The sequence below is a fragment of the Bacillus sp. LSHTCR4 genome (genome assembly GCF_057197025.1).
Genome location: NZ_JBXUNO010000004.1, coordinates 169,183 through 191,890, shown reverse-complemented (window position 1 = coordinate 191,890; position 22,708 = coordinate 169,183). Strand labels below are relative to the sequence as shown.

At 32.7% G+C, this 22,708-nt stretch carries 24 protein-coding genes and 4 pseudogenes; 23 read left to right on the top strand and 5 right to left on the bottom strand.

What is annotated here, in order from left to right; all coding sequences use genetic code 11:
• Positions 1–140: 140 nt before the first annotated feature.
• The gene (gene lepB, locus AC2CGR_RS23150; RefSeq protein ID WP_080333915.1) at positions 141–695 is read right to left on the bottom strand and encodes a signal peptidase I; all 555 of its coding nucleotides are present in this window, start codon (positions 693–695) and stop codon (positions 141–143) included.
• Positions 696–964: 269 nt separating this feature from the next.
• Between lepB and AC2CGR_RS23145 the strand changes: the two are divergent.
• From AC2CGR_RS23145 to AC2CGR_RS23095, 11 genes and pseudogenes are all read left to right on the top strand, one after another.
• Positions 965–1,288: pseudogene (locus AC2CGR_RS23145) on the top strand (peptide ABC transporter ATP-binding protein); the annotation flags it as partial.
• Positions 1,289–1,461: 173 nt separating this feature from the next.
• The gene (gene tnpA, locus AC2CGR_RS23140) at positions 1,462–1,863 is read left to right on the top strand and encodes an IS200/IS605 family transposase (RefSeq protein ID WP_484481229.1); all 402 of its coding nucleotides are present in this window, start codon (positions 1,462–1,464) and stop codon (positions 1,861–1,863) included.
• A gap of 5 nt (positions 1,864–1,868) precedes the next feature.
• Positions 1,869–2,948: an RNA-guided endonuclease InsQ/TnpB family protein gene (locus AC2CGR_RS23135; protein ID WP_088015628.1), complete on the top strand. Its 1,080-nt coding sequence runs from the start codon at positions 1,869–1,871 to the stop codon at positions 2,946–2,948.
• A 150-nt stretch (positions 2,949–3,098) separates the two neighbouring features.
• A pseudogene (locus AC2CGR_RS23130) lies at positions 3,099–3,266 on the top strand (peptide ABC transporter ATP-binding protein); the annotation flags it as partial.
• Between the two features lie 23 nt (positions 3,267–3,289).
• Positions 3,290–3,499 carry a hypothetical protein gene (locus AC2CGR_RS23125; RefSeq protein ID WP_484481228.1) on the top strand — a complete coding sequence of 70 codons (210 nt, stop codon included), beginning with the start codon at positions 3,290–3,292 and terminating at the stop codon, positions 3,497–3,499.
• 64 nt (positions 3,500–3,563) lie between these two features.
• Positions 3,564–3,911: a hypothetical protein gene (locus tag AC2CGR_RS23120; protein ID WP_098364328.1), complete on the top strand. Its 348-nt coding sequence runs from the start codon at positions 3,564–3,566 to the stop codon at positions 3,909–3,911.
• Positions 3,912–4,217: 306 nt separating this feature from the next.
• Entirely contained in the window at positions 4,218–4,559 is a 342-nt protein-coding gene (locus tag AC2CGR_RS23115) for a DUF4257 domain-containing protein (RefSeq protein ID WP_017657949.1), read from the top strand.
• A 93-nt stretch (positions 4,560–4,652) separates the two neighbouring features.
• Positions 4,653–4,847 (top strand): hypothetical protein, encoded by a 195-nt coding sequence (locus tag AC2CGR_RS23110; protein ID WP_074593310.1) that lies wholly within the window; start codon positions 4,653–4,655, stop codon positions 4,845–4,847.
• Positions 4,848–4,933: 86 nt separating this feature from the next.
• Positions 4,934–5,101, top strand: coding sequence for a hypothetical protein (locus AC2CGR_RS23105; protein ID WP_484481227.1), 168 nt, complete (start codon positions 4,934–4,936; stop codon positions 5,099–5,101).
• Positions 5,102–5,291: 190 nt separating this feature from the next.
• A complete protein-coding gene (locus AC2CGR_RS23100) occupies positions 5,292–6,257 on the top strand; it encodes a hypothetical protein (RefSeq protein WP_484481226.1) in 966 nt (321 codons plus the stop codon).
• A gap of 139 nt (positions 6,258–6,396) precedes the next feature.
• A complete protein-coding gene (locus AC2CGR_RS23095) occupies positions 6,397–7,371 on the top strand; it encodes a hypothetical protein (RefSeq protein ID WP_484481225.1) in 975 nt (324 codons plus the stop codon).
• 323 nt (positions 7,372–7,694) lie between these two features.
• Here the strand turns inward: AC2CGR_RS23095 and AC2CGR_RS23090 are convergent, their stop codons facing one another.
• Positions 7,695–8,027, bottom strand: coding sequence for a DUF1904 family protein (locus AC2CGR_RS23090; protein WP_086390294.1), 333 nt, complete (start codon positions 8,025–8,027; stop codon positions 7,695–7,697).
• Between the two features lie 676 nt (positions 8,028–8,703).
• Between AC2CGR_RS23090 and AC2CGR_RS23085 the strand changes: the two genes are divergently transcribed.
• The 4 genes from AC2CGR_RS23085 to AC2CGR_RS23070 all read left to right on the top strand — a co-directional run bounded on the left by AC2CGR_RS23085 (position 8,704) and on the right by AC2CGR_RS23070 (position 10,896).
• On the top strand, positions 8,704–8,901 hold the full coding sequence (locus tag AC2CGR_RS23085) for a hypothetical protein (protein WP_484481224.1): 198 nt from the start codon (positions 8,704–8,706) through the stop codon (positions 8,899–8,901).
• A 155-nt stretch (positions 8,902–9,056) separates the two neighbouring features.
• Positions 9,057–9,359, top strand: coding sequence for a hypothetical protein (locus AC2CGR_RS23080; RefSeq protein WP_484481223.1), 303 nt, complete (start codon positions 9,057–9,059; stop codon positions 9,357–9,359).
• Positions 9,360–9,869: 510 nt separating this feature from the next.
• Entirely contained in the window at positions 9,870–10,352 is a 483-nt protein-coding gene (locus AC2CGR_RS23075; protein WP_484481222.1) for a tungsten formylmethanofuran dehydrogenase, read from the top strand.
• A 58-nt stretch (positions 10,353–10,410) separates the two neighbouring features.
• Positions 10,411–10,896, top strand: coding sequence for a hypothetical protein (locus AC2CGR_RS23070; RefSeq protein ID WP_484481221.1), 486 nt, complete (start codon positions 10,411–10,413; stop codon positions 10,894–10,896).
• A 95-nt stretch (positions 10,897–10,991) separates the two neighbouring features.
• On the opposite strand, the gene AC2CGR_RS23065 is transcribed toward AC2CGR_RS23070, so the two are convergent.
• Complete coding sequence (locus AC2CGR_RS23065) at positions 10,992–11,279, bottom strand: DUF960 family protein (RefSeq protein ID WP_484481220.1); 288 nt, start codon at positions 11,277–11,279, stop codon at positions 10,992–10,994.
• Positions 11,276–11,686: a hypothetical protein gene (locus tag AC2CGR_RS23060; protein ID WP_484481219.1), complete on the bottom strand. Its 411-nt coding sequence runs from the start codon at positions 11,684–11,686 to the stop codon at positions 11,276–11,278. Before AC2CGR_RS23060 ends, AC2CGR_RS23065 begins: the two co-directional genes overlap by 4 nt.
• A gap of 303 nt (positions 11,687–11,989) precedes the next feature.
• Between AC2CGR_RS23060 and tnpB the strand changes: the two genes are divergently transcribed.
• From tnpB to AC2CGR_RS23030, 6 genes and pseudogenes are all read left to right on the top strand, one after another.
• Positions 11,990–13,111 (top strand): IS200/IS605 family element RNA-guided endonuclease TnpB, encoded by a 1,122-nt coding sequence (tnpB, locus tag AC2CGR_RS23055; RefSeq protein WP_484481218.1) that lies wholly within the window; start codon positions 11,990–11,992, stop codon positions 13,109–13,111.
• A 212-nt stretch (positions 13,112–13,323) separates the two neighbouring features.
• Entirely contained in the window at positions 13,324–13,923 is a 600-nt protein-coding gene (locus tag AC2CGR_RS23050; protein ID WP_484481217.1) for a hypothetical protein, read from the top strand.
• 63 nt (positions 13,924–13,986) lie between these two features.
• A pseudogene (locus AC2CGR_RS23045) lies at positions 13,987–14,441 on the top strand (hypothetical protein).
• A 182-nt stretch (positions 14,442–14,623) separates the two neighbouring features.
• Positions 14,624–14,785, top strand: coding sequence for an aspartyl-phosphate phosphatase Spo0E family protein (locus AC2CGR_RS23040; RefSeq protein WP_002004035.1), 162 nt, complete (start codon positions 14,624–14,626; stop codon positions 14,783–14,785).
• Positions 14,786–14,865: 80 nt separating this feature from the next.
• Positions 14,866–16,189 (top strand): annotated as a pseudogene (locus AC2CGR_RS23035) (hypothetical protein).
• Between the two features lie 440 nt (positions 16,190–16,629).
• Positions 16,630–17,388, top strand: a complete 759-nt coding sequence (locus tag AC2CGR_RS23030; protein WP_000197715.1) for a DUF975 family protein — start codon at positions 16,630–16,632, stop codon at positions 17,386–17,388.
• A gap of 481 nt (positions 17,389–17,869) precedes the next feature.
• Here AC2CGR_RS23030 and AC2CGR_RS23025 read toward each other — a convergent pair whose 3' ends face one another.
• A complete protein-coding gene (locus tag AC2CGR_RS23025; RefSeq protein ID WP_484481216.1) occupies positions 17,870–18,766 on the bottom strand; it encodes a DMT family transporter in 897 nt (298 codons plus the stop codon).
• A gap of 120 nt (positions 18,767–18,886) precedes the next feature.
• Here AC2CGR_RS23025 and AC2CGR_RS23020 point away from each other — a divergent pair, with 120 nt between their 5' ends.
• Both AC2CGR_RS23020 and AC2CGR_RS23015 read left to right on the top strand, forming a co-directional pair.
• Positions 18,887–19,759: a LysR family transcriptional regulator gene (locus tag AC2CGR_RS23020; RefSeq protein WP_000059805.1), complete on the top strand. Its 873-nt coding sequence runs from the start codon at positions 18,887–18,889 to the stop codon at positions 19,757–19,759.
• A gap of 1,684 nt (positions 19,760–21,443) precedes the next feature.
• On the top strand, positions 21,444–22,697 hold the full coding sequence (locus AC2CGR_RS23015; RefSeq protein WP_484481215.1) for an MFS transporter: 1,254 nt from the start codon (positions 21,444–21,446) through the stop codon (positions 22,695–22,697).
• Positions 22,698–22,708 lie beyond the last annotated feature (11 nt).

Here is a 22,708-nt window from a genome sequence, read left to right as displayed (position 1 = left end):
GCGGAAATTTATAATAGCGAAGATTTTAGAAGGTTCATCTATAAGTTTTTTATCAGTCGAACTTAACTAATCAAAATCATATTGTAAAAAGGTCCGACTGTCCTACAGTTGGACCTTTTTTATATATTTAATTAATTGTATTAAAATTTCATAAATTTATTTAATGGTTTATAGCGTAAAATTACCTTACCTTCAATATCATTCAAAGATATAAATCCTATTTCTTTAAATCTACTGTCTAAGCTTTCTTCGCGATTATCTCCTAATACAAAAATTGTATCATTCGGAACCTTATCGAAACCGGAAATACTTTTTAATGAAAAATCAGCTGTATTACCTTTTGCGTATAGATCTTTTACCACAAGTCCATTTATATAAAGCTGCTGTGATTTATATTCTATTGTATCTCCAGGTAAACCAATTACTCTTTTTATAATTGTTTTATTATTAGAAGTGTATTCTAGGTGGGGATTAACAACAACTATATCAAATCTTTGCAGATCGTCTATTGAATGGGTGAGGTGATTAATTAAAACCTTGTCATTATTAAATAAGGTATTTTCCATAGAGACTCCAGAAACCTTATATGGAAAAAAAACGAACTGTCTTAGTAAAAGTAAGGTAACGCCAATTATAAATATTAATATTGGAAAAACAGAAATTAGACGTTTTTTCAATTGTAAATCAAACTCCATTCTGAGGGTTTATAATATTCATCATAACATAAAATTGATGGATTAAATATTCTGAATATTGTTGTTTTTATAGATGCAATTTGTTAAAATTAAGTATACCTTTTTTAAATTTCAATTTTTTATATCTATAACCACTATAGCCCTTTCGGGGTTTCGATTTTCAAAGATAGTTTAAGTTTTTTACTTTTACTTTCTTTTTAAATATAACTCCGAAAAGGGCTTTTTTGCGTTTTTTGGAGAACATCACATTGTGAAAGGATGAAGAATTTATGAAGATTAAGAGATTGTTTTTAGTGTTAGGCGTTTTAGCTATGATGTTTGTTTTTTATAACACCTTTATAAAGGATGAACCTCAAACAGATGCTTTAACTCCAATCAAAGTAGAAGATTTGAAACAAAAAATTCAATACGATTATTTGTTTGAAGATGAATTATCACAAAATGTGATTAATGACTTAGGAGGGCAATTCAAATTAATATTTGATGATATTGATAAGAACGGCCACTTAACCATTTATCAAAATCAAAAAGAGCTAGAAATGTTTTTAGGAAATCATGTAACTACTGCAGAATTAGCTGATGAATTTACAGCCCTTCCCGAACGAGAAAGCCCCTCGCGTTTAGGCAGGGGATGAAAGTGAGGTTGGATAAGGAGTGCTACTAAAAGCCGCAAGGTTTGTGGCACTCTAAGTATCCAAAATGTTGGTATCTTTTATTTTTTTATCTTCGTGTTGCAGTTTTATAATCCAACTGACACAATGCAAACATGACGAATGATTATAGAAGAACCAAAACAACCGTGTCATTAATTAACTATCATTTTGTGTTTTGCCCACGATACAGAGGAAAGATTTTTCTTAATACACAAGTAGAAGAACGTTTCAAAGAGTTGGTTCAAGAAATATGCGGAGAATTGGATGTTTCTATTGTTGCAATGGAATGCGACAAAGACCACGTTCACTTGTTCTTAAATACACCACCAACACTTAGTCCTGCTGATACAATGGCAAAAATTAAAGGAGTGACATCAAAACGTTTGAGAGAAGAGTTTCCTCATCTTCAACACTTGCCGAGCCTATGGACGCGTTCTTATTTTGTTTCTACTGCTGGAAATGTATCAAGTGAGACAATAAAACATTATGTTGAAAATCAAAAAACGAGGGGGTGAAACTTGTGCCACAAACCATCACAGTTAAAGTTAAATTGCTTCCAACAAAACAACAAATCATGCTATTGGAACAAAGTAGCCACGAGTATATAAAAGTCATTAATGCCCTTGTATCTGAAATGGTTGAATCAAAGAAAAGCACGAAGAAAAGTACAAAGGATATTGAAGCCAATATTCCAAGTGCGGTGAAAAATCAAGCAATTAAAGATGCGAAAAGTGTGTTTTCTACAAAGGTGAAAAAGAGTAAATACAAAATCGTTCCGATTCTAAAAAGACCTGTTTGTGTATGGAATAACCAAAACTATTCATTTGACTTCACGCACATTTCAATTCCGTTTATGGTAAACGGAAAGTCAACTCGTATAAAGGTTCGCGCTTTATTAATAGACAAATATAATCGCAATTTCGAATTGTTGAAGCACAAGTTAGGTACACTCCGTATCACGAAGAAATCTGCTAAATGGATTGCTCAAATATCTGTCACGATTCCTACAAACGAAAAAACGGGAACAAAGATTTTAGGAGTAGACTTAGGTCTTAAAGTTCCTGCGGTAGCCATCACAGATGATGATAAAGTTCGTTTCTTCGGGAACGGTAGGCAAAACAAATTTATGAAACGTAAGTTTCGCAGTGTTCGCAAGAAGTTAGGAGAAGCTAAGAAACTGAATGCCCTTCGTCAACTTGATGATAAAGAACAAAGATGGATGCAAGACCAAGACCACAAAGTAAGTCGTGTAATCGTTGATTTTGCAACGGATAATAATATTTCTGTCATTCGACTAGAGCAACTAACGAACATTAGACAGACGGCACGAACAAGCCGTAAAAACGAAAAAAATCTACACACTTGGTCATTCCATCGTTTAGCACAATTCATCGAGTACAAAGCGACATTAGTTGGCATAAAGGTCGAATATGTGAACCCTTCTTATACAAGTCAAACATGTCCGAAATGTTCTGAAAAGAACAAGGCACAAGACAGAAAATACAAGTGCCAATGTGGATTTGAGAAACATCGTGATATCGTTGGGGCGATGAATATTCGCTACGCAACTGTGGTTGGCGGTAATAGTCAATCAGCCTAAGAACCTATATGGTCTGTCTTAGGAGGGGTGATGGCACACCCTCATCTTGAAGGCTGTTCAAAACAGAAATGGACTGCGAATGCTTAGTCATTCAAGAATCCCATCCGTTACACCGTAAGGTGTAGGACTTGCGGCTTTAGCCGTGGGAGTGTCAATTATAAAAGTAAGCCAATTCTATTTAATTATGAAAAACCAAGAACAGTTACAAAAGTAAAAAAAGGATTGTTTTTGGTAAAACAAAACGACTTAATCCTGGAATTTAAATATGCACCAGAAATAGATGGATTTCGGATTTCTGAGATTACATATTTAAAATAAAAAATTATTTGGAGGGTTTTATTATGTTGCAAATTAGAACTGTTATTGTTGATGCATTAAGAATTGATGATGAAGTGAATGATTTTTTGAAGTATTGTGATAATCATGGAAAAATAGTTGAAAAATTAACGGCAGTTATGAAAAAGACGAGGATCAATTCCTTGTCTTTTTTATTTTCTAAGAAGGGTGGATATATCGACTATGAAAATAATAAAAAAAGCGCCCGTCTTTAATTACAAAGAATTTGAGAATTGTTTGTTAGAGATGAATAATCGTGAATCAGATGTGGCTAATTAAATGGTACCTATTGATTTAGCAAAAGTTCTAAAGTTTATACTTGAAGATTCATTTTCGGTTAAAGAGCTATTGGATCAGAACTTTCAACCTGAATCTATAGTGGCAGCTGTTGATTATATGTGGACTAAAATAGTTGGAAATCATACTATTTTACACAAGATTACAAGGAATGATGCAGTGGATTTCGTTGAGGAAAAACAGGTAGCATTTGAGATACTGGAATTCTGTATTCATCAAAGTTGTAGTGTAATCTACAGCATAATTGATGGCAGATTGAAAAAAATAAATAATAACCAGGCTTTCGAATTATTAGAAAGTGTAAAAGTATCGAAGAATTTGATTTGTTAACTTGAGAAAGTTAAATAACAAAATAATTTTTCTGAATTTAAAGATAAAACAAACTTCAATGTGATATAATTTAGTTGCATTTTTTTCTTTTTCTTTTTTATATCACTAATTACTTATAACCTTTCGGGTTAATGAAATTACACAAAAAGGAACTTTATGTTACTTTATTTCATTGTGTAAACAATTCATTTTCCTGGAAGGTTATTTGTTTTTGCCTGAAAGGGGTGATGCTATGTCATAGGAACTAATTATTAAATAGAAACTGCTGCTGCAATGTCAAAAGTTTTTCGAAAAGGGGTGCATATTATGTTGGTTACAGTAATTGTGTCAGTTGTGGCTGGTATGGTCTCAGGGTTGGCTAGTCATTACATCACAAACAAAAAGTTTTTGTTGCCTCGTAAGAGCAAGCTTGCATTTCACCCGGGTTTCTTGGGAGAGATGTTTGTAGGCAGTATTGCTTCACTCGTTGGTGTCGCAATGTTTAACCCTGAAACAATGATGGAAATTCTTAAGGTGAGTATTCTTGCTGGGGTTTCAGGGCAAGCCTTCTTGCTGCACAATCGCTTGGCAACGGAACAAGTCAAAAGCAACGAGATTCAGTCGATTTCAAAGAAATTGACCGAACTCGAAAAAAAGAATAAGGAATGAAAGAGGAGTAATCTGGTATAAATAGAAATAGAGAGATGAGGAGATTTGGTTATGTAACGGCCAAATACAAAGAGTTGAGTTGAGGTGAGCCCCATGTCTCGAAAGGAAGTTTTTGATTATCTAGATGATCAAGAAAAGGAAGATTTAGCAGAATGGACAGAAGAGCTTATGAATGCTCAATCTACGAAAGCAGTTAAACTTTATTCAAGTAAGATAAAGGAACTGCTAGGAAAGATTGAACAACGAATGATTAGTTCAGGAGAGGAAGCAGCGACGATTAGCTTCTAATTGAATAGCAAGAAATAGAAAAGCTGGTGGAGGATTTATCCATCAGCTTTTCTTTATTATTAAAAAAATCATGAGGAGTGTTTACAATGAGTACAGATTTATTACAACAATTATTAGAGGTTGATCAAAAAGCAAGAGAACAAGAAAGAATTCATTTAATACAAAACTTTTTCAATTTAAGTGTTTCAATTAAAATCATAGCGGAAGCAACTTCAGTAAGTGTAGAAGATGTAAAGAGGATTGTTAATAGTTAAATAATGAATATATAAAGTTAAAAACGTTTTTAATTTTCTGTTTGAAAATATAATAACCATCTATCGTATATCAGATAGATGGTTATTAAAATTGTTTTAAAAGTTCCATCAACAATTACTAAAATAAGGTAAAATGGGTAGAGATGGAGAGACTGGTGATAAGGTCAGTGAAGGGGGATCTGTATTCGATATGTTAAAAGATGATATTATTTTGGATAAGTTACAGCAATTTGTTTCTGGGGAATCTATACAACGCCAAAGTATGAAGAGTAGCCTTGCTGATTTTATACTGTCATCTGGTGAAACGTCGAAAGCTGCAAATTGGATAGTTAGCTATATTGAGAGTTTATGTCATGACGAGCATGGTAAGGGTGTTTACACTCAAATGAACAAACCTGAATTAATTGCTGATTTGTTAGAAGTGGCTTATGAAAGTCTGAGTAGGGATGCTGATCTACAACCATACGTTACGAAAATCGTACGATTATTGTATATTGACAAGAAGGAACGAGATAAGTTAGATTCTGAACGATATGTTCAGTACTGGGCAGCTGTAATGTTGGATGAATTAATTTCGTTAAACGTTTCGTTGCCACCGGAAGTAGTAGAGCTGATGTTATCGGATTATTATAGACAAGATATACCGACAAATGAGTTCATTTGTAGTATATGGAGGAGATTAGCTGAAAGAGGCATTAATATATCCAATCGTATAAGTTCACTTGTCATAAATGTTAATAACCACGAATCTTCTACTCTCACTAATAATAGTATACTAGCTTTATGGGCATGCATTCGCAGGGGATACTTTGATACACCTATCCCTGATAGTAATCAAACTTACCACGTATGGCTTTGGCATATGACTACAAGCTGTGTAGGTAAACTGAAGAAAACTTACGAGGAACTTACCCGCTCAGTGGCAGTTGGCTGTCTTCTTGAAACTGCAAGGATATACCCGGAGACTCAATCTTTGATTCTAGAGTGCATGAATCAATGGGTAATTGCAGAACCAAAGCGTCCACGTAGTGATTTTCAACGAGATTTAAAAGAGCTTTTTTCACGTTGTGAAAATCATCCAGGCATAAATTGCTTACCAGAGAATTATGTTATTACTAAAAGAGGAATCATGTCGAGATCTAAATCAAACTCGTAATTTAAATAACGTAAGCATCGTACGAATCAAGTTTGGTTCTTGAATTACTTACACTCATTTGAGAAACCTAATTTAAGTAAGCGTTTGTTTTAAGTTGTAACCGATAGTATAGTTTTAATATTGCAAAGATGGTGGGGAAATGGAAGAAAAAAACATGAAAAGTAAGAAGTATTATAGAATTGCTTTTCTTGTATCAACAAGTTACATTTGGTTTTTGATTTTAGCAGCATACAGTATAGGTATTCCGCGATATATCGAGTTACTCGGGGGGATTTTTCTAATTACAGCCTTTACATTTTACTTTTCAGTACCTATTTTTTACATCGCTTTGCCTTTAGTGTATATTCGTGTTGTGCTTGCCTGTTTCCGGATATATACTACAGAGCGAATGTTGGCTTATTATGCACTTTCTTGTATCGTTTTAGGGTTTGCTTTATTCGTTCCTTTAGCAATGTATCATTTTTATGAGGAGAATTACATATTCGCGAAACAGGTTCGGGAACAACGTATTGAAGAAAAAGTAAAACATGAGGTTGAAAAAACTAATGGTCCTATAAAGATTACATATGTGACAAAGGAAAGTAGGGTGCAAGCGAATGAAGGTACAGGAAGTCCGGAATATTCCAAAATAAATATTCATTTTGAGTTAGTTAGCTGTGATGCACAAAATGAAGGAAAGAGCGGCTTTTCATGCAAATCCTCTGTCGAAGCGTATTACAAAGATAAAAAGTGGCTGGTAGATTATAACTCGGAAAAAAATACAGGAGCTCTAAATCTATCTAAAGATAACCAACATGCCGTAGAATTAGAAAAGCAGTTGGCTCTTACACCAGAAGAAGAAATGAATATCCGTAATATTTCTGAATGGAAAGCAATTCAGTATATGAAAAATGAGTATAACTTTGATTTAACAATTGTTGAAAAAGTCTTTGACAAGCATACGAGTTCCTATAAAAAAGAAAATAGACCATCAAATGCGATTCATGCCCTAACGATTGAAGGATATGTAAATACAGATGCTCAAAAGGATGTCACTGTTAGGGTAGAATACGATCCCATTACAATGAAGTATTGGACTCATATCACTGAAATGAGTGATGAAGCTAAAAAGTAGACAGAAAACTTTTTAGCGGATTTTGGAAATGTGATTTGAGACATGGCCAGCAATATTACTCCAATTCTTTGGGCGAGCTGGCATATTGCAACTCATGTCTCTGGTTGATTATTGGGGTGTTGATATAGCAGCTTTTAGGGGTCACCATACATATCCATCAAGCTAATATTTTGATGTCCCCCAAAACAAAAATTTTATATTTTCACATTTAGTTGTCTATGAGAATTGAGTTCATTTTTGGGTTATTAAATATTCGCTTTTCTTAGCTTGATGGTAATGTGGTTCTACTCCTTATAAATGTTACAAAAATCTTTCAAATAGCTCTAATTTGCACAATGCTTCCCGTTAATATAATACGCTGATTCTGTGAAAACCGTAAATACAACCTCTACTTCTGGAAGTCCAAAATCCATTACATATGTAGTAATGACCTTGGCAAATCGATCACGAATTTCCTGTCCACGCTCGAACCATTTCACTTCAATAAGAGGAAACGCTTCTACTTCTTCTCCGTTGAATACAAACGTAGAACTTGGTAGTTCCAATGTAAAATTATCCGTACCACACTCACAAATCTCTGCAAGCTCTTCTACTAATGGCTTGCTTATGCTTTTTAATTGTTCAGTAGTAATTCCACGAAACACAACATGCGGCATATGAATTCCTCCGTTAGATAGCTTTATATTTGCTCACATCATAACACAATTTATTTTGCTACACTAACATCTATTGATACATTTCAATGACATTCTTAAGAATAATCATATGTTATTGAAGCAATTCATGTATTGTAACTATTTAAAACATTTGAGAGCTTGGTAATTGGGTAAATAAAAAAAACTTATCATTCTCCCTGTAAGGAGGTATGAGGGGAGGCCTCTATTAGGAAAGGGATGGCGTGCTTATATATTTTAAAAGAAAAGACACCCTAAGGTGCCTTCCTCCGACTTGATAACCACTTTAATTTTAATAACATTGGATTCCCATCCGAATATTATTTTACCACGTTAAATAATGTTGGTCATTGAGAAAGTCAAATACGCAGTGTTCATATATAGTGACCCCTAGGAGTATGCAAGATTTAATACAGTTCTTTGTTGATTCAACAAAAAAAAGAACCCTAAAAACGTGTCAGGATAGGAATGTATAAAAAAATGCATAGGTCGATAGAACAAAGAAAGGAGGTTCCCTTGTAAGGGGAAGATTCCTCCTTGTCCTTGCTACTTATAATAGGACGTTATGTTAACCTCACATGTATAGAATATACAAGAAAAACACGACACATCACTTTTTGTAAGTGGTATAATAAGGAAAAATAGAGGTGGAAAACTAATGGAAGACTCTATATTTGCGTTTCGAGTTGTTTTCAATGCACTAACATCATTCTTTTCCAACGGGGTCTGGGTCGTTTTGTTCTTCTTCTTGTTAAATAAAGCGTATGAAAACAAAACTTTCAGAACAGCATCGAGTATTATTACTGTTGTTGTCTTAGTATTTTATTTGTTTTATTGCATTCGGAATAGCATGTAGTGCCTTTCTTTGAATAAGGTAGGGAAATCCCCCAGTATCCAAGACTAAATTTTACCCATACATCATTTTTTTGATGTAGCTCTTGAAGATAAAAACTATTTAATTTTCAAGGAACAGTTATTAACTTAAAACTTATTATACGAGGAGGGTGTATCATGAAAAAAATATGCTTTGTATTAATTGTCGATGCTGGTATAAATTATGGTTCAATATTTTCTCTACCATTTTTAAGGAATCAGGATGATTTGAAGGGATATTTTTCTGAGTATTATGATGTTTCAATTAATTATATTGGGGATAAAAACTCAGTTGACTATTTGGTAGTTCCCAAACCGTGTCCACCTTTTGATAATGAAAATAATCTTCCAATAATTGAAGTACCAGCAATCTTATTTATGGAAAAGGATTTTGAAAAAATAAAGACTTATATAGACAATTATTTTTCTAATAACTCATAAAGAAAATAAAAGTACAGTAAAAAGAAGTCCGATAAAAAACGAGTAGCGTAGAATATTTCTATTAATCATTCGTTTTTTATTATATTTACATATATTTTTTAAAAGAGGATTATAGACGTTCTGAAAAAAATTAATTATAACAAGAACAGTGTTCGTGCCCCAATAAGAGGGGTTTACTTTACTTCCAATAACGATAATTATGTAAATCAGCTGTCCGCTTGGGCAGCTGATTATATTTTTCCGCATATCATAGATTATTTTGAAAAACGCTGACAGTATCCTAGGGAGCATAAAAAGCAACAAAATACTAAACTCTAGAAGTTGAATAAAGAATTATTAAAAAAGTATATGGAACCAGATACTATATAATTGTGATGCAAATTTTAAAGTTGTTAGAACACTCGAAATTTACCGTAAGAATCGCTATTTTTTTATAGTCTATTTACGTAATTTATGTTATGGTTTCATATGTTAATTACTTACAATTTTTTTTGGGAGGGGAATAGGGATTTGAAGGTAAAGAATCTAATATTATTAGCATTTTCACTTATGTTTGTAGCAGGGGGAGCAGCAGGGTGTACTACAAAAGAAAAACAAGTAGACAGTACAATTTCTATTGAGCAAAATAAGAAAGAAGACTATGAAGAAAACTTAGCCTATCTGATGAAAGATGTTTCTGAACAGTCTAAGGTCGTAAGTGACATATTAGCAGGTCAAAAGTCAGTAGAAGAGAAGAAGAAAGAATTTGATTTAGTTTCTAAGGACTTACTTGAAACATCTGAAAAGGTTAAAAAGTTAAAGCATGACGAAAAGTATAAAGATGTGCAGTTTACAATGGATACTGCTATGGGTTTACTAGATATGTCACTTAAATCAATTGGAGACGGTCTAGAATTAAAAGATAGAAAATTAATAGAAATAGGTAATGATGCAGTAGTCAAAGCTTCTAAGAAGATAGATGAAGCCAACGAGATGATGAAAGACATTAAATAGATGGAAACTAATAAATAAGTTAGAAGAATAGAAAAAGCATTCTAAAACAAAGGGGTATATGTTAATGAAACGTAAGATTTTATCTTTTTTAGTAGTTCCAATGTTAATGTTAACTGGAGTTGGATGTGAGACTAAGGTTAAGAAAGATGAAGCAATGGAAGCTTCTGTTAAACAGAATAAAAAAGAAGACTTCAGTAAGAACCTAGAATATTTAATGAAAGATTTCTCCGAACAATCTAAGGAAATAGATGGTATTGTAAAAAGTAGCAAGTCAATGAAGAAAAAGTCAGAAAAGTTAAAAGAAGTATCTAAACCTTATTTAGAGTTAGTGGACAAAATAAGTAAGTTAGAGTATGAAGAAAAAGATCATCCAGTACAACATAATGTAGGTGTAGCGATGATTCATGTAAAAGATGGAGTAGCAATCATACAAGAAGGTTTAGATAAGAGTAAAGAAAATGAAGTTGATGCTGGGGTTGAAAGATTAGAGACTGCTTCTAAGTTAATTGATAAAGCAAACAAAGAATTGAAAAAATCTAAGTAACCTAACTATAGGGGGGTGTTATATCTATAGGCTATCCTATAATTAATGGTATTACTTTGAAGCACTTATTTTACTAAGTAAAATAAGTGTATAGTCTAATTACTATCAATAATCCATATACGGTGTGCTAATGGAAGTTTATCCACTTTTAAATTTGTTTTGGAACGTATCTTAAAATCTGGACTTTCTTGTTTATAATTTAATACCAAATAATTATCTTCCAATTTTAAATCAAAGATGTGTCTATAACTTAATAAAAAATTGTTTTTTAAAAGTATTTGTGTTTTGAAGAAATCCCAGATACTTTTAGTTATTATAGGAGGAAGCATTTTATCTATACTTGCCGTTCCATAACATTGACGGTAAATATTACGTATTTTCATATTGTATCCTCCTTTTCAAAACCAAAGGAGATTGAAACATTTAAGGATAAATCTAATGATGGTACATGTAAATTACCCCATGTATCTAATGGATCATGCCCATCTATAACATATCTTCCCTCAATTCTCGCTAAATAATAGTTTTCATTTCCAATGCAATTTAGCCAATAAAATAATAGTAAAATAGATTCGCTATTTTTAGTAACGTTTATGTTTTCTCCTAGTTCCTCTGGCATATCCCACTTAAAATCCGTCCAATGCCATAACAGTCCGTGTGGCAGTGTATTTTTGGTTTTTGCCTTATTCAGTAATTCGTGTACTTTTTCTACTGATTCAGAATTAGTTAATATTTCATTCATAGATCTTAATAAATCTGAATGCCTTATAATTAACACAACATTTGCCATGTGCTTAATACCTCCTAAAGTGTTCTTAATAAAATTTCACGTACCATATGTTTAATATATTTTTAAACATATGGTAATCAAGGGAATGCTGTTCCTTGAAAGGACAGAAATATCATTTTGAATTTCACAAGTAATTACGTAAAACATAATCACAATCGCTACATATATCCTCATATGATTTTCCGTGTATGGTTTTCTTTTCAAATAGTCCAATTGTCTCGACATACATAAAGTGTTATTCCACTACATATCGAATATATGTTCGTTGCATAATAGTCATATACCGAAATGGAGGTGAATTAAATGATGATTAATAAAGCCTATAAGTTTCGTATCTATCCAAATAAAGCACAAGCAATTCTAATCAACAAAACGATTGGTTGTTCTCGTTTTGTATTCAATCATTTCCTATCCTTATGGGATCACGCATACAAAGAGACTGGAAAAGGCTTGACCTATGGTACATGCTCTGCCAAACTACCTGCCATAAAGAAAGAGTTTGTTTGGCTAAAAGAAGTGGATAGTATTGCGATTCAGTCGTCTGTTCGCAACCTTGCGGATGCCTATACACGTTTTATCAAAAAACAAAACAGCGCCCCGCGCTTTAAATCTAAGAAAAACAACGTACAATCTTATACCACAAAACAAACAAATGAAAACATTGCTGTTATTGAAAACAAAATTAAATTGCCAAAACTAGGGCTTGTTCGATTTGCCAAAAGTCGTGAAGTAAAGGGACGTATTGTAAATGCTACAGTTAGACGGAACCCTTCTGGTAGATATTTTGTGTCATTGTTAGTTGAAACAGAAGTACAAGAACTTCCGAAAACACATTCTTACATTGGAATAGATGTAGGACTAAAAGATTTCGCTATTTTGTCAGATGGAAGACCCTATAAAAATCCGAAGTTTTTCCGATCATTAGAAGCTAAGTTGGCGAAAGCACAGCGTGTTCTTTCCAGAAGAGTGAAAGGATCTTCTCGCTGGAATAAGCAACGAGTAAAGGTAGCTAGAATTCATGAATACATTTCAAATGCTAGAAAAGATTACTTAGACAAAATCTCAACTGAAATCATCAAAAACCACGATGTTATCGGTATTGAGGATTTGCAAGTATCGAATATGTTAAAGAATCATAAGTTAGCAAAAGCAATTAGTGAAGTATCGTGGTCGCAGTTTCGATCCATGTTAGAATACAAAGCAAAATGGTACGGAAAACAAGTCATTGTCGTATCGAAAACATTTGCTTCCAGCCAATTATGTTCTTGTTGTGGATATCAAAACAAAGACGTTAAAAATCTAAACTTACGTAAATGGGACTGCCCTTCTTGTCTTACACACCATGATAGAGATATTAACGCAAGTATCAATCTAAAGAATGAAGCGATAAGGCTTCTAACCGCAAGGACTGTGGAGATAGTCTAATAAATTAGAGTTCGATAGAACTCTTTACTTAGGAATCCCCTCTTCTAAACGAAGTGAAAGTGGGGGTAGTTCAAAGGAAGTAAATATGAAAAAGTTAGAGAATTATCTTAGTTATTAAATAGATTCTGCCTATACTTTAAGTAGAGCCCAATTTATTAAATTTAAATAGTTTATATGTTCATATATAGAATTTTGAAGGGGGTAAATTGTAAATGATTCCAACGTCAACATATGTGGCTAAATGGTTATTAGATGACTTAACACTTGCATCAAGACCGAATCAGGGGATCAAACTAAGTACATTTAAAAAATTAGAGAAACTTTATGTAGAATACAGAGAAATGATTGAGGGGGATACTAGCTTTGAAATTACGCATTATTTGCTAGAGTTTATCAATCCGCATAATCTCTTTGTAGTAAGAGAGGGTTACTATATATTTGATAATAAAACGATGAAATTTATTAAAGTATCGGATGACATCCATTTTTCAAATCAAAGCTTAGCGTACTGTAATAATGGAGTTGCAGTGGATTTAATAAACGGAAAAATGCATTTTTTAGAAGGCCATTATTATAAAGTTAAGACCTCATATGTTGATTTATTAAAAGGAGAAACTATACCAGTAATGGTATTAAGTCATTTAGATAATAATGTTGGAGTATCAGTTCCTTTGACAATGTTTAATGAGGAAAGAACTTTTAAAATTTCAGAGAGTTATATAGTGGATCTCTCCTCGAAAAATTGTAACAATGAGAGTGAATTTAGTGAAAAAGGAAACGTATTACGATTTCTAAAACCATCTATTGTGTAGTTAAGTATATATGTTAATTAAATTCATAATGAATTTAAGAAGGTGATAAAATTGTCTTTTGAAATGTATACAGCCTTTCGAGGTAAAGTAATTATAAAGGATGAATATAAAGAATTGGTGGAATTAATAAATACAGGAAGCTGGGAAGAAGCAGCCTTAAAGTTTCCATTGTTAAAGAATATATAAAAGTTAATCGTAGTAAAGACATTCCATTTACAAAGGAACAGATAAATGAAGCATTAGCAGAAGATGATTTTCTATATATGAGGTGGCACGTAGGAAACTGGGAAGAAGAGAATGACTATTATACAAATTTAAAAGATAATGAATGGTCATTTATAGCCAATCTAAAGAACTACAGAGATACAGAATATAATGTGATACCTATTTCATTATTTATGAATGTGATATAAAAATAAGTAGCAGAACATATTATAAAGCTGGAAGCTTGGTATGGTGAAGCTGATGAACCAGAAGAATATGTTTTCATTAATAACGAATTTATAAAGAAGAAGTAGAAGTAATGAAATATTGCTGCTTTTTATTTATACACTAGAAATTATTGTTGTTAGCTTTATATATATTCATTTATAATAGAATATGGAAAATTTTACACTGCAATAATAAAGATTTTTATTATACAAGAGCTGGAAGCAGCTCTTTTTATTTTGCTCAGGGGGAGTGTGAAATAAAAAAGTTTATGTTTGTAGCGAAGTTAAATGATCTAATAGAAAATAAAAAAATGGAATTAGTTGAACTGGTAAATAAACACGGCTTTAGCCATACGAAAGTTCTCTATTTAAGTCAGGAAATTGATAAGTTAATTAATAAATATATGGTTATAAAAAAAGGAACCCTATAATAGTAGGGTTCAAAGGGAACAGATACATAAAATAAATAAAGAGAATAATTTAATTATATAAGAAATTTCATACTGTAATATTGAGAAAGTGTAAAACCTTAATTAAATATTTTCATTTGAAAAGTAATGTGATTACTATTTTAAAATTAAGAACAGATTTAATAGAGAAAGCCCTTAAACTAACTCATATAAAAGAAGACACCAATGTTAGTAAACAGGAAGTCAATATTGCATTTAATTTATATGAAGAGTTAAAAAAAATAGATGAACCTAAGAAATTTAATTTTTATACTTATAATGAAAAGCAAGCCAGTGAATTGTCACTATCTGATTTCTCGAAAGACGCTAAATTAATTACTTGTTTAAGAAACTGGGTTTTAGAAGTGCTGCCTATCATTGAATTATATAAGGAGGTGGGAAAGTTACCTCTAACTAGGGAGAATGATGATTTTATAGAGTATCTTGAAGATTGCTTCACCACTTATATCTCAGGGTTAGAAAGCATCTGCAGTGCAACAAAAGAAACAGTGATTACAAAAAAAGGATTTGGAACTTGTAAAGGATTTGTGTAATGGGATTATTAATTCTTTAAAAGAATATTATAAAGGTTTTCCGTCAAAGGCTTTTATAGAATTTCGTAGAGTTTTAATAAATAACGTGTCTATACCAAATCATTTCAATGATATAAAAACACTTCAAAACTTTGACAATGAATGCCTCTATAAAATGCGAGTCGGTACGGATCATGTATTTACAAGTAAAGAAATGTTTCATATTCCGTTAGAACTTCGGGGAATAGTCAGCACAAATAGATACAGTATTCCTGGGTTACCTTGTATCTATTTAGGAAGCTCACCTTTAACCTGCTGGGAAGAACTTAATAAACCTGATTTAAATACGGTCCAGACTTCAGTATTTAAATCAGATGATATAAGTTATATAGATTTATCTACATCACCTGTTGTTTTTATAGAGAAGATAATTAATAAATTTTATGAATTCGGTACAATTATGAAAAAACGTTTATTTGCGGAGGAGTTAAATGAACCAAATGAAGTAGTTTCTTATCTAATTATTTGGCCTTTAATGGCAGCATGTTCTGTACGTGTAAAAAATACGACTGACACATTCAAACCAGAATATATTATCCCACAACTATTATTGCAGTTTATAAGATATGATGGATTTTTTGATGGCGTATGCTACTTCTCAACTAAAGTGGATAACTACTCTGCTGCAACAGCCGTACTTTATAAAAACTTTGCCTTTCCTGTTCAAGATGGAGCAACTAAAGGTCTTTGTCCAGAACTACTAAATAAATTTGAGGTTTCAGATGCTGTACCGTGGAATATGTTTCAGTTGTATAAAGATTCACATCATTGTGATCCCCAGGTGGGAGTTTGACCGATTTGTAGATTCAAATGTTTAGGATGCTAGATGAATTTGTGATATATTTTTAAAGTAGTGCACAAGTGCAAAATCACAAAAAAGATCACCTGTTAAATTTTATAGGTGGTCTTTTCATGTTTATTAAATAATCTTTTTATTGAAATAGTGCAGAGGTTTTATACTTTTTTCAATAGATAAAACTACATGAAAATAAAAAATAAGTAAAAAAGTGGATAATAATTTGTCTAAATATATAGAATTTTTAACAAAATTTCATAATTATGTTATATAATGATGTTAACAAACCATATTTTAGGCATTACCCCCGATTGTGTAGAATAAATAATTTTTCGATGAGCTAAAGTATTTGACTAAAAGAACTTGTAGCGGGGCCTGCTACAAGTTCTTTTATGTTTTTAGTAAGGAAAAATAAGAAAAAAGGAGGGAATACAAGTATGACAAGAAATTTTAAGAAAGCAGCACTTAATTCGTTAGATGGGAAATGGGGAGTAGGTATAGGAGTATCAGCCTTATTCTATTTTGTACCAACCTTAAGTGCATCAGCAATCGCCACTTTCATGTATTTAATATTTGCACTGTTTATCGGGATAATTGGCCCGGATGTGTTATTTATTTATTCAATTGGTGGGGAACCACAAGTAGATCCAACAGCACTTGCTGTACTTATTCTAAGTTATATTGGTTTAGGTGGGGTTTGTTTCCTAATTTATAGTGTCATACAAGGTATCTTCAATTATGGATATTCTGTTTTCACTTTACACTTAGGGAAAAAAGAAGATGCAAAGGTAGACGATGTATTTTCGGGATTTAAAAAGAAGAATGTGTTTAAATCAATGAAATTGGGGCTGTTGCAAGCTATTTTTCTTTTTTTATGGAGTCTCTTATTAATTGTTCCAGGTATTATTAAATATTTTTCTTATTCCATGTCGTATTACATATTAGTAGAGAATCCTGATTATACAGCAAGTAAAGCATTGAGAGAAAGTAAAAGAATAATGAAAGGACAAAAGCTAAAGTTATTTGTTCTTTGGTTATCATTTATAGGATGGTTTTTATTAGCCGCATTTATCGGAATGTTTACATTTAATCTATCATTTATTTTTATTTCTCCTTATTACAACACAACTGTCTCACATTTTTACTTAGATTTAATTAAAAAGCAGGATATTGGAGAAGCGAAGGTAAGTATATAATGGGAAAAAAGTATGTTTAAGGTAAAAAATATACGTACTTAACAGTGGATATGCGTTCAAGTATATCCACTTTTTAATATCATATTAAAAGACTGAAGCTGCTGGATATATCATGATTATTATGATTTGAGTAAGAATACCGCAAACATGTTGCAAGTTGGAGTGAATAGGGTAAGAATAACGTAAACGTGTTGCAAGCAAGATGGAATGGAGTAAGGAATATAAACAAAACATGTTATTGTTGGGTTGAAATAAAGTTTGATTATACACGCTCTGAAAATCTTTATTGAATGAGCACTAAAAAGAATCCAATTTGAAAAAAGATTAATCAAAATGGATTCCCATGTTGAAAATTTGAATGTAGATTTAAAAAAGATTGATCAAAATTCATAAACATATCAATTACAAAAGCTTACTTACTTGTACTAGAATTTTATCTTTAACAAAAAATTCTTATAGGTAGGAACTTAGATTAATAGTACTACTCTGTGCATTCCATATCTCTCTTTTTTGCTTTAAATGTAGATTTTCGTTTTACTTTTATCTCAGCAAGTATAACACCGCTTAGAATAAGTAATGCTCCGATATACCCTTGGGTTGACAATAATTCGTTCATGAACAGGTATGCAAACAGTGCAGAAAATACAGGTTCTAATGAAAAAATGAGTCCTGTATGTGTCGGTGTTGTGTATTTCTGTGCCATCGCCTGAATGATGTAGGCAAAAGCACTGCAGAAAATACTTAACACCAGTACAGCGATCCAACTCTCTTTAGTGGATGGAAGTTGCGGCTCTTCGAAAATCAGGGCAGAGAGTAAGCCCAACCCTCCTGCAAATCCCAACTGAAGAATCCCAAGCTGCAATGTATTGGCAACTTTAGCCGCCCTTCCGGTGACAATAATATGAAAAGCATAAAAGAGAGCAGCGAGTATACAGAGTAAATCTCCAGAATTGAGTGTCAATTGATTATTCAAAGTCAGTAAACCAATTCCAGTCATTGCAACAAGGGAACTAATGATCAGCCTGTAACTCAGTCGATCTTTGAACAGAACGATAGATAATAAAGGGATAAAGATTACGGTCAAACTGGCTAGAAAACCAGCATTTGAAGCTGATGTCGTTTTTAAACCTAAGATGACTGAAGCAGATACAACAAAAAGTAAAAATCCTAGAATAAATCCGTATTTTAGGGTGACAAAATGAATTGAACGAAATTGTTTAAAAAAAACAGCAGCACAAACCAAAAAAGCAATACCAAAGCGTAATGCAACAAGAGAAAATGAAGGGACAGTTTCCAATCCGATTTTCATAAAAAGGTAGGAAGTACCCCAGGTCATTGTAACAAGTAAAATCATAAGATTAGCCTTTATTGGTTTCATTTTTAGCTCTCCTTTACAATTTTTATGTACTTAGTTTAATTGTGATTCAAGTATTAGTAAAACGAATATATGTAATGATATACTTGAACAAAATTCATACATGAGAAAGTAGGAGAAACGATGAGTCTGACTAAGTTAGAAATCTTTCTGAAGACGGTTGAAATGGGGAACTTATCAAGAGCGGCCGAAGCACTGAATGTGACTCAGTCAGGTGTCAGCCATGCGATTAGAAGTCTTGAATTGGAGTATGGTTTTCAACTGTTATTTCGGAATAAAACAGGTGTTCGGTTAACGGAAAATGGTGAGCGTGTTTTAACGCATGTTCGTGAAATAGTAAATCATAATGAGCGATTGAAGCAAACTGTTGCAGAGATTAATGGGATAGTGGCAGGAACTTTGCGCATTGGAACCTTTACAAGCGTGTCTACTCACTGGTTGCCTGCAATCATTCATCGATTTCACTTGGAATATCCTCGAATTGAAATCAAATTAATGGAAGGTGATTATGGAATGATTGAAACGTGGATTCAACAAGGGGTGATTGACTTAGGTTTTATGTCACTACCGTCGTCGGGCCATCTAGAATCTATTCCACTAAGAAAAGATCGAATGCTATGTGTCCTTCCTAAAAATCACTCACTAAGTAAACAATCTATAATTCAGTACAATCAGCTCGAGAAAGAGCCTTTTATTATGCCTGCTTCTTCATGTGGTTACGATGTTAGGAAAGTATTAGAAGCTGCTAGGGTTCATCTCAATATCCAATTTGAAACCGGTGATGACCATGTTATTGTCGCGATGGTGGAGAACGGGCTTGGAATTAGTGTCATGTCTGAACTCGCATTACAAGGCCAATGCGAAAATGTTACGGTTGTGGAATTGGAAGACAAACCTATACGATCGCTTGGATTGTCACTTACTTCCATTAAACACGCATTACCAGCGACAAAACGTTTTATCGAACATACCCAAAAATGGCTGGATGGATATTGAATATATAGGCAATCAAAAGAAAATTAACATTTTATGATATTTAGTCCATATAGGGGTAGCACCACATCGCTATCAAGCTAAGGTTTTGAAGTGCCCCCAAACCGAAAAAATAAGTTGTTTTCGGACAAAAATACACGGGATTTTCATCTTGGGGATGTAATTTCTTAATTTGATGAGCATGGGGCGGTACTCCTAAATGAACATTTTCTTTTTCTACAGGTAGTTACTTTGGGAAGGTAGCTTATTTTTTCGTTTTGAGGTCGTTTATTTTTCTTAAGCTGATGGATATGGAGTATCCGCCCTAAGTTAAATAAATTTCGACTTAAAAATAAGTAATTTTAGCAATGTTAGGAGTATTTCATGGAGCACAATGTCAGTTGTGTTGTAACGCATGAAGAAAAATTACATTAGAAAAGAGCCAGAATTCATCTTGTTAAGGGTAAATCGACTCTTAGTATGTGAACTACTCGCCACTTAGCAAAGCTTGAAGTGGGAGCTTCTCAGTTCCACGACGAAAGTAACCTTTCGTCTCCCTGAGCGTTACTTCGGGGTGTTCCACCCCTAGTCCAACGCATGGATGCTCTTTTGGTACGGTTGATATTTTACGCAGGAACCGAATGGCTTGGTTTTCGCACTCTATTTTCTTCCTGCAACCTTCTATATCAAGTTATCAAAGAACTTCATATAGCTAGTTTATCAAAAGTTTTTGGCTATGCCAAACCGAAATTCATCTCCCACCTATCATTGGGCTACGCCCTTCACACGCTTGAGGAAGGAGAATTCTTTCGGGGAATACGTTAAAAGGATGGAAAAAGAAACACTGAAGTAAAAAACCTCTGTGTTTCTTTTTTATTAATATATTTACTGAACTTTCCTGCACAGATGCTCCTTCAAGCTTATTATAAAAGCGATTTTGAAAGTAAGTAATTTGTAAGTAATGGGTAAGAAAAAAGAAATTCTCATTGTATATGATAAAAATATAAAGAGGCATGAAAGGGGTAATAGATATGACCTACTTATGAAAAATAAACCAGTAACGGAAAAGAAGTAATTTTTATGATTAACATATATGTGGAAAAAGAGGAGTATATCGTTTATTAGGACTCAATAGCGTTTGTGAAAATAATATTAAGTAAGTTAATTGCAAATTTACTTTGTTTTTATCTGAATTTTCCAATTCGATTATTTCAACTTTATGAAGATAGTAGCTAGAAAATTTGTGTGATAGTATTTTAAATAGAAAAAAGAAAATTCTGAAAAGAGGGTGTAATTTGGATGGTTTAACTATTGTAAATTTTAGGTTTAGATAGCTATTAATGGATTATTTTCATTAAGTAGAGTTTTAGCTTGTAGAATATGAAAATCAAAGATAGTTGTTCAGATAAATTAATGAAATATTATCGTTTTTTACTGTGGTTGTAATGACGATATAACTAGAAATCATTTAATTTGTCCACGTTTATAGGTGAAAAAGAATATTTAGAGTCAGAAGTGAATGTATAAAAACTAAAAATAAGTATATTTGAATGCATAAATTATACCAAAGATATTGAATTTTATAGTTATTGAAGTTTAAATACTATTAAATTTCGGATGGATATATGTAGAGTTATAACTTATGTGCAAAAAAGAGGTATTGTGTACACAAAAACATCCGTTTTAGTAAATTTAAGGAGCACATTTTATGAAAACTACCGATTCAAAAGGCTTATTAGGAAATAGGGTTTATTTACAAGTTTTCTCTGCCTATTCATTGCTTATGCTTGGTGTTTTTATTGATATGTTAGCGATTATGACTATAGTTGGGTTTGAATGGGAAGTAGATCCTACTATGATTGGATTGATCCCTGTTGCATATGCACTTCCTGGAATTATTTTTGGCTCATGGGCAGGTGTTATTGCAGATCGTTTTAGAAAAATTCCAATTATGATGTTCTGTAATTTGATGGTTGGTTTAATAACTATTGCTCTTTTATTTGTACAAAATATCCACTGGCTCTTAGTGGCATTAATGATTCGTTCCATTTTTATTGTTTTCTATTATCCTGCACAACAAACACTAACAAGACAGATTGTATCTCCAGATTTGCTTACTAAAGCAGTAAGTATTAACGGAATAGTAGAGCAAGGTACCAAGATAGTAGGCCCACTTATAGGGGGTATGTTGCTGAGTTGGTTTCAACCAGAGTTCTGCCTAATTATAAGAGCTATAAGTTGTTTATTAGCTACGTTAGTTCTGATACCAACAATAAAGTTCAAAGAAACTATATCGAAAGAACTTGTTGAAAAGCAAAAGCAAAGCACTTGGGCCGCTTGGGTACAAGGGTGGGGCTATGTGTTATCTAATCGGATAATATTATCAACTATGATTTTCGTTACAATAGCCATGGCAGTATTACAATTAGTAGACTCACAATTCCCAACTTTATTTAAGAGTTTATTCCCACATGATAAAAGTAAAATGGGATATATCATTTCTATTATTGGTCTTGGCGGAATACTTGGTGCATTACTAACTCAGAAATTAAAACAATTTCAATATGGTTGGGTAGTATGTGGAGGCATGGTTTTAATGGGAATTGGTTTTGGGGGGATTGGTTTGATAACGCCCGGTACGGTCTTCGTTTTGGCCTATCTGATTAGTTTTATCGCTGGTGTTGGAAGTGGGCTGATGCTGGTATCTAATCAAGTCATTTTACAAATAGAATCTGATCAGGATCAAGTAGGAAGAGTATTTGGTATTCAAAGCAGTTTAACAAACGCAGTTCTAATTATTTCTCCTGCTATGAGTGGCCCATTAGTACATTTGTTTGGAGTAACTCAACTCTATGTTTATGGCGGGATTGGGCTTGTTGTCATTGGAGTAATTGGAGTTTCACTGCAGAAATATTTATGGGCTAAACATAAACACGAACCTATAAGAGCAAATAATTTTTGAAGGGAAGATTT